A 6139-nucleotide genomic window follows, 5' to 3' on the forward strand; every position below is an offset into this window, starting at 1 on the left:
GTGCGTGACGATTTCTCGGTTTCAGTGCGACACCTGATTTTTCAAGTCACGCACCCTACGGTTTTCTATTCTTCGATTTGGTATCCCAATTCTGCCAAGCGCAAACGGGATTGTCTCCATTTCGGTTGGACTTTGACGAACAGTTCCAGGTAAATGTGACCGCTGATGAGTTTTTGGATTTGCTCTCGCGCCGCCGAACCGATGCGTTTGAGCATTTGTCCGCCTTTGCCGATGATAATGCCTTTTTGAGACGATCGCTCGACGTGAATGGTGGCGAAAACGCGGGTGATTTTTTGGTCTTCTTGGACGCGATCGATGGAGATGGCGACGGAATGGGGAACTTCTTCGCGGGTTAACAGCAGAATTTGTTCGCGAATTAATTCACCCATGACGAAGCGTTCCGGGCGATCGGTGACGAAATCTGGGGGATAGTAGTAAGGTCCGGGTTCGAGGCGATCGATCAGGTTGTGTTTTAGGGGTTCGACGCCTTCTCCGGTTAGGGCGGAAAATTTCACCAGTTCCCAAGGGCGATCGCCGATTAAGTCGCGGTACGATCGATCGATCGCTTCAACTTTATCTTGCGCTTGTACGTCGCTTTTGTTGAGTCCCAAAATCACGGGAACCGATACGTCTTTGAGTAACGCGGCGATGTAGCGATCGCCCCCACCCGCTTCGACGGAACTATCGACGACAAACAGCAATACGTCTACCGATTCGATGGCGATTTTGGCGTTTTGAACCAGGACTTTTCCGAGTTGGTGGTGGGGTTTGTGGATTCCTGGCGTGTCGATGAAAATCAGTTGCGCCTCGGGGGTGGTGAGGATTCCCTGTAAGCGGTTGCGGGTGGTTTGCGCCACGGGGGAGGTGATGGCGATTTTTTGTCCCACCATCAAGTTCATTAAGGTGGATTTTCCCACGTTGGGACGGCCGATGATGCCGATAAATCCAGATTTAAAGCCTTCTGGGGCGGCGGGAATTAGGGGGAGGTTGGCGAAATCGGTCATGATGCGGTTAGCGGGGTGTGGAGGGGTTGAGGGGGTTTTGCACCACAGAGGACACAGAGGACACAGAGGACACAGAGAATCGAGGTTCAATTCTCAAATGTTCAAGGTTTCAGTTCAAGGTTTCAGTTCAAGGTTTTAGTCTTCGGTTTGGGTGAAGTCGAAACATTGTTCGTCGTACCAATAGCGTCCGTCTCCAGTGCATTGAGTTTCGTCGGAAATGTCGGGAAGAACGGCGGGATAGGGCGGTTCTGAGGCTTCCTCGCGCAGTCGATCGATCTCGAAGATGAGATAGAGAATTCCACCGATCGCCCCTAAGCCGAGAATCGATCCTAACGCGATCTGAAGTTTTCGATTGGGGCGGCGTTTGGGTTTTTGGGGTTGTTGGACGGTGTAGAGTTGCTGTTGTAGGGAGTGCTGTTGTTCTCGCAGGCGATCGATATAGAGGGTGAGGTCGTCTCGTAACGGTTGCGTGTCGGTATCTGGGGGCGCGGTTCGCAGGCGATCGAGGTTGGTGAGGGCGTCGCCGTAGTCGCGGACGAATCGATCGTTTTTTTCGACGAGGTAGCCTAGATGTCGGTGGGCGAGTTCACAGAGGCGCAGGGCGAGTTTAACGCCGACGCGACTGGTGGAGAACAGGCGATCGAACTCGGTGCGGTGTAAGACGAAAATCAACGAGGGACAGGTGGTGCGAACGCTTCCGAGACGGGGATAGTTCAACACAAATCCCAACTCGCCGAGGGTTTCGCCTTGGGAAATTTTACCCAACAGAATCGGGTTTCCGGTGGCGTCGTTTTTCAGCAGTTCGGCTTCGCCTTCGAGGAGAACGCAGAGGGAATCGCTGGGGGTTCCTTCGACACAGAGTAAATGTCCCGTGTCGGCGTCGCAGACGGTTCCGACTTCCAGTAATTTTTGGATGTCGGTCTCGGATAGGTCTCGCCCCAAACTCGTGTATTTTAAAAGTGCAACGATGCGATCACGGTTTTCCATCGGCGGTATTTTCGATTCTATTAAAATCTGTCTGAGAAACCCATTTTGATAAATTTGAGAAACCCGGTATCTGGGAATATATAGAAAATCCTCGGAAGATACCGGGTTTTGGGGAAGATGCACCCGAGGGATGCTGAAAATACCTGGAGAACTCGCGGTTAAGGGGAGAACTCAAACAGGATTTCCGCGCGACGAACGCCGTTTTCGCTACCGTAGGTGCTAGTGGTCAGCGATCGAATATGTTCTAAAGCGGGTTTCCCAGCCAGTTCTAACACCTTCAAAAACGGGATTCGTTCTTTAATGGGTTGTTTGCCATTTTCCCAATTTAAATAGAGATAGCCGTCGTTGGGAGTGGGGAAAATGTCGAGTTTTTTGGAGAAGCCTTTATCGCTGAGTAAAGAAAAGCGACGGGGGGCGCTGACGGCGCGATCGATGGCTTCGATGGAACTAGCTAAAATGCGGTAGTTGTCGATTTGTCCCCGCACGCCCATCACTTCCGCTTCCAGGCGCAAGCGCAAGTTTCCTTCAACGGTTTTCCCTTCTTTCGTCACCAGGCGCGTCCAAGCCAAAATTCGATGTTGGTCTTTCAGAGTAAACGGACCGACGCTGTAGCCTTTTTCGAGGGCGGCGTCGTCCAGTTTTTCCATAGAGGCTTCGGCGGCGTCGGAGTCTTCAGCCACAAACAGCCAATCGGTTTCGTGGGTATCGACGCCGGGAAGTAAGGCCAGGGCGTATTCTCCCTCGACCCAGCTAAAGATGTCTTCGGGGAGGGAAATTCCCCAGCGGCTTTCGAGTTCGGACAGGGGTTGCGAGACGAGGCGAGAAAAGAGGTCGTCTCCCGAGAGGGCGTTGGAAAGGCGGTTCCAGCGAGTATCGAGATCCCGTCCGGCGATGACGAGGGCGCTGTCGTCGGGGATGTAGTTGAGGGCGGCGACGGGGCGATCGAGTTGCGGGGTGACGGTGGACTCGTCGGATTCGCTGGCCCAGACGGTATCCGCGACGAGACCTTTACGGGAGAGGGTCAAGCCAACGGCGAGGGTGTCGGGGAGTTGGGAATCGGGGCGCACGGATTCGCCTCCCAGCCACGCGGCGAGTTGGGGAACGTCTCCGAGAAGTAAGCCGATGCGTCGATCGCTCATGCGATCGAGGGCTTTTTGATAGGTGGGGGAACCGCTGAGGTTGAGATCGTCAACCTGTACGTCGTTGATGGCTTTGCGAAGGACTTCCGGGGCGTTGGCGAACAAGACGAATCGATCGCCGACGACCGCACTCGACCACTCTCCCGCACTAGATTTGGCGAAGGGGTTGAAGTCTTTCAGTTGCAACCCGTCGCGACTGGGGGGTTGAATTTTCGTGCTGTAGATGAGTTTGACCCCTTTATACTGCTCGAATTGGAGATCGCGCCCGGAGACGGCTTTATTTTGCCAAAATAAATCGAGAAATTCGCGACTTTGTTCGGCGTCTTTGACTTCCAACGCCAGCAGATAGCCCGGTTGCGTACCGTTTTTGGGGTCGCGATCGAGGTCGGGGGTGGTCACGGCGAGGGTGATTTCGTTCCCCAGCCAGGGCTTGATATCCCGTTGGTAATCTAAATCGGTGTCTGCGAGAAGACTGCGTTTGAGGCGATCGAACTCCGCGCGGGCTTTACCGCGTTTTCTCAGGGGGGTTCGCAGTTGTCGCAAGTTCTGGAGTTTCTGCGGGTTCGCAAACAGCGACATCACCAGGGGGGCGTCTTTGGGAACGAACATCGCCGCCACGGGTTCGGAAATCGGCGCACCCCGCAGCAGGGTCAGGGAACTCTGGAACCCGAACCAGTAAACGCTCCAGACGACGGTTAGCACCAGAACCGCCAAAATGGAAATGGAAAATGGAGAAAACGCGCGTGTCTTCATGGATTTTGTCTGACTTCGCCAAGGAGAGATCTCCCATCTGCCATTATTCCATCTTGTTGGAGTCTCGGGTATCGGGACGAAAAAGATCCCAAAAAGATCCCCGGCATCTCGGAGATGCCGGGGATCTGGCTTTTGTCGTTGGACTGAGGGGGGCGATCGAGCGGTTTAATTATTTTTAAAATTACTTGACAAAAAATGTTTTATTTGATATGAAATTTGTTTCATAGAATCCTGGTCTAACAAAGACTCGATCGCGGAAATTTTATCAGAAAACTTTTGTATAGAACGGTTTCAAATTGATGGTTAGGCTGTTGGATTGGGGGACGAAACCCAACCTACATAAGATATACAAAAAATCCTCCAAAATGGAGGATTGAAAAAAGGAAGTTTTAAGGAGCGAGAATCGCTTTTCCATAGCGAGCGTCGCGATACCATTGAGCGATTTCAGGAACCCAGCGATCGAGCTGATTTAAAATCAAATCTGCCAACACTTGAGCCTCAATTTGCGCGTCTTTTTTCGTGCGCTGGTCGAGAATATGCAATAGAGCTTGCAAATCCGCCGCTAGGGTGTAATTTTGCCGAAAACCCGTGGGTAAACAGCCCCTCGCCATCTCGAAAGGATATCCGAGATCGACTTTTTCAGCATATTCAAAATAGGACTGCGCCGCTCGTTTGAAATCCTGTTGGCGAAGCTCTTCGGTGTATTCGACTTTTTGACCGTATCGATCGACATAGATAAATCCCGCCGGACGTTGATAGTGAATCTCTTCGATTCCCTCAATCGATTCCCTGTCCTTTTGTTGCTTGCACCAAGCGGCGATTCGCTTTCCCGTGTAGCGCATCGATTGCACGAGATGGGCGCTATCTTGGTGGCGAACGAACTGCATAATCGTGTTGTGATCGAAACCGTTGATATGCAGGACGACGTGCGCCCAGCGCAAGGGGGAATAATGCCCTTTATTGGCTTTTAAGAGGGTGTTGACGACGGATTTTCCGGCTTGGCGTTCGTCGGGAGCTTTGTCGTCAAATGCGAAGCCTTCGTAAACGCATTGATGTTGTCCTTTCCAAATAGCGCGGTTGGGAGAGGGCGACGTACCGTCTAAGTCGATTTCTACACGCAATTCTGGACAGTTTTCGAGCAGATCTTCTGCTGTGGCTAATTTCATGATGTCGGACAATTCAGCGGTGTTGTTGCGTCAAATGGTAGGTTGGTTTGAGGGACGAAACCCAACTACTCCCACTGCGTTTTGTGGGGTTTCATGATATTGGATTCCCATTCGATCGCATTTCACAATTTATGATTTCAAAAATTAGTGAAATTGAGAAATCGTTGGAATTCCGAAAGTTGTGGATGTTGGGTTCCACTCCGTTCCACCCAACCTACAATTTTTAATCTACAAGTTCTAAACTTTTGCCAAGGTCACTTTTTCGAGTTGGTCTTGGTATTTTCCTTTTCGATCTTCGTAGCTCGTATCACAGGCTTCTCCTTCAAAAAAGAGCAGTTGAACCACGCCTTCGTTGGCGTAAATTCGACAGTCTGCGCTGGAAGAGTTGGAAAATTCTAAGGTTAAATGACCTTTCCACGCGGCTTCGGCGGGCGTAATATTTGCTATAATTCCGCAACGAGCATACGTGCTTTTTCCCAAACAAACCACGGTTACGTTGTTGGGAATATCCAGTTTTTCGAGGGCGACGCCTAACCCATAAGAATGGGCGGGAAGGACGAAATAAGAGCCGTTTTCGTCCGTGTAAAGTTTCGTCGGTTCGAGGTTTTCCGGGTTGAAGTTTTTGGGATCGACGACGGTTCCGGGGATGTGGCGAAAAATCCGAAATTCCGCTGGGGATAGACGAATATCGTAGCCAAAACTACTCAACCCATAGGAAATCACAGGGAGGTCGTCGGCGTGGCGAATTTGTTGCGCTTCAAAAGGAGAAATCATCCCCTTTTGAGCCATTTGAGCAATCCAGGTATCGTTTTTAATCACGATTATAAGGGCGTAAAGGTCGGGTAATTTTTTTGGGGGGGGTGAATCGAGTCGGTATGGGAATTGGCTTTTTGATATCTCGATATTGCTATCCGAAATCCTTGGCGGTAATCTCTCGGATTCGCTCTCGTTTTGGAAAGCCCCTCTCTCTCGTCCGAGTAAACCCAGATACGAGGGTATTGTACTCGAGATTTTTCCCGAAAATCATACAAAATCACTCAAGCGGCTTTAGCCGCCAGCACCCCCTTGCGGGGTGGAGGGGTATGGTTGC

At 51.3% G+C, this 6139-nt stretch carries 5 protein-coding genes; all 5 read right to left on the reverse strand.

Annotated features, from left to right (window positions below; translation table 11 throughout):
• Window positions 1-65 precede the first annotated feature (65 nt).
• Window positions 66-1004 (reverse strand): GTPase Era, encoded by a 939-nt coding sequence (era, locus tag ACP5D4_RS12115; protein WP_428011878.1) that lies wholly within the window; start codon window positions 1002-1004, stop codon window positions 66-68.
• A gap of 135 nt (window positions 1005-1139) precedes the next feature.
• On the reverse strand, window positions 1140-1991 hold the full coding sequence (locus ACP5D4_RS12120; protein WP_428011879.1) for a Crp/Fnr family transcriptional regulator: 852 nt from the start codon (window positions 1989-1991) through the stop codon (window positions 1140-1142).
• 158 nt (window positions 1992-2149) lie between these two features.
• A complete protein-coding gene (locus ACP5D4_RS12125) occupies window positions 2150-3883 on the reverse strand; it encodes a DUF3352 domain-containing protein (protein WP_428011880.1) in 1734 nt (577 codons plus the stop codon).
• A 389-nt stretch (window positions 3884-4272) separates the two neighbouring features.
• On the reverse strand, window positions 4273-5049 hold the full coding sequence (thyX, locus tag ACP5D4_RS12130; protein ID WP_428011881.1) for an FAD-dependent thymidylate synthase: 777 nt from the start codon (window positions 5047-5049) through the stop codon (window positions 4273-4275).
• A gap of 237 nt (window positions 5050-5286) precedes the next feature.
• Window positions 5287-5868 (reverse strand): dCTP deaminase, encoded by a 582-nt coding sequence (gene dcd, locus ACP5D4_RS12135; protein ID WP_428011882.1) that lies wholly within the window; start codon window positions 5866-5868, stop codon window positions 5287-5289.
• Window positions 5869-6139 lie beyond the last annotated feature (271 nt).

It is taken from the genome of Baaleninema sp., from assembly GCF_049974805.1.
In the GTDB taxonomy this organism is placed as follows: Bacteria; Cyanobacteriota; Cyanobacteriia; order Cyanobacteriales; family Geitlerinemataceae; genus Baaleninema.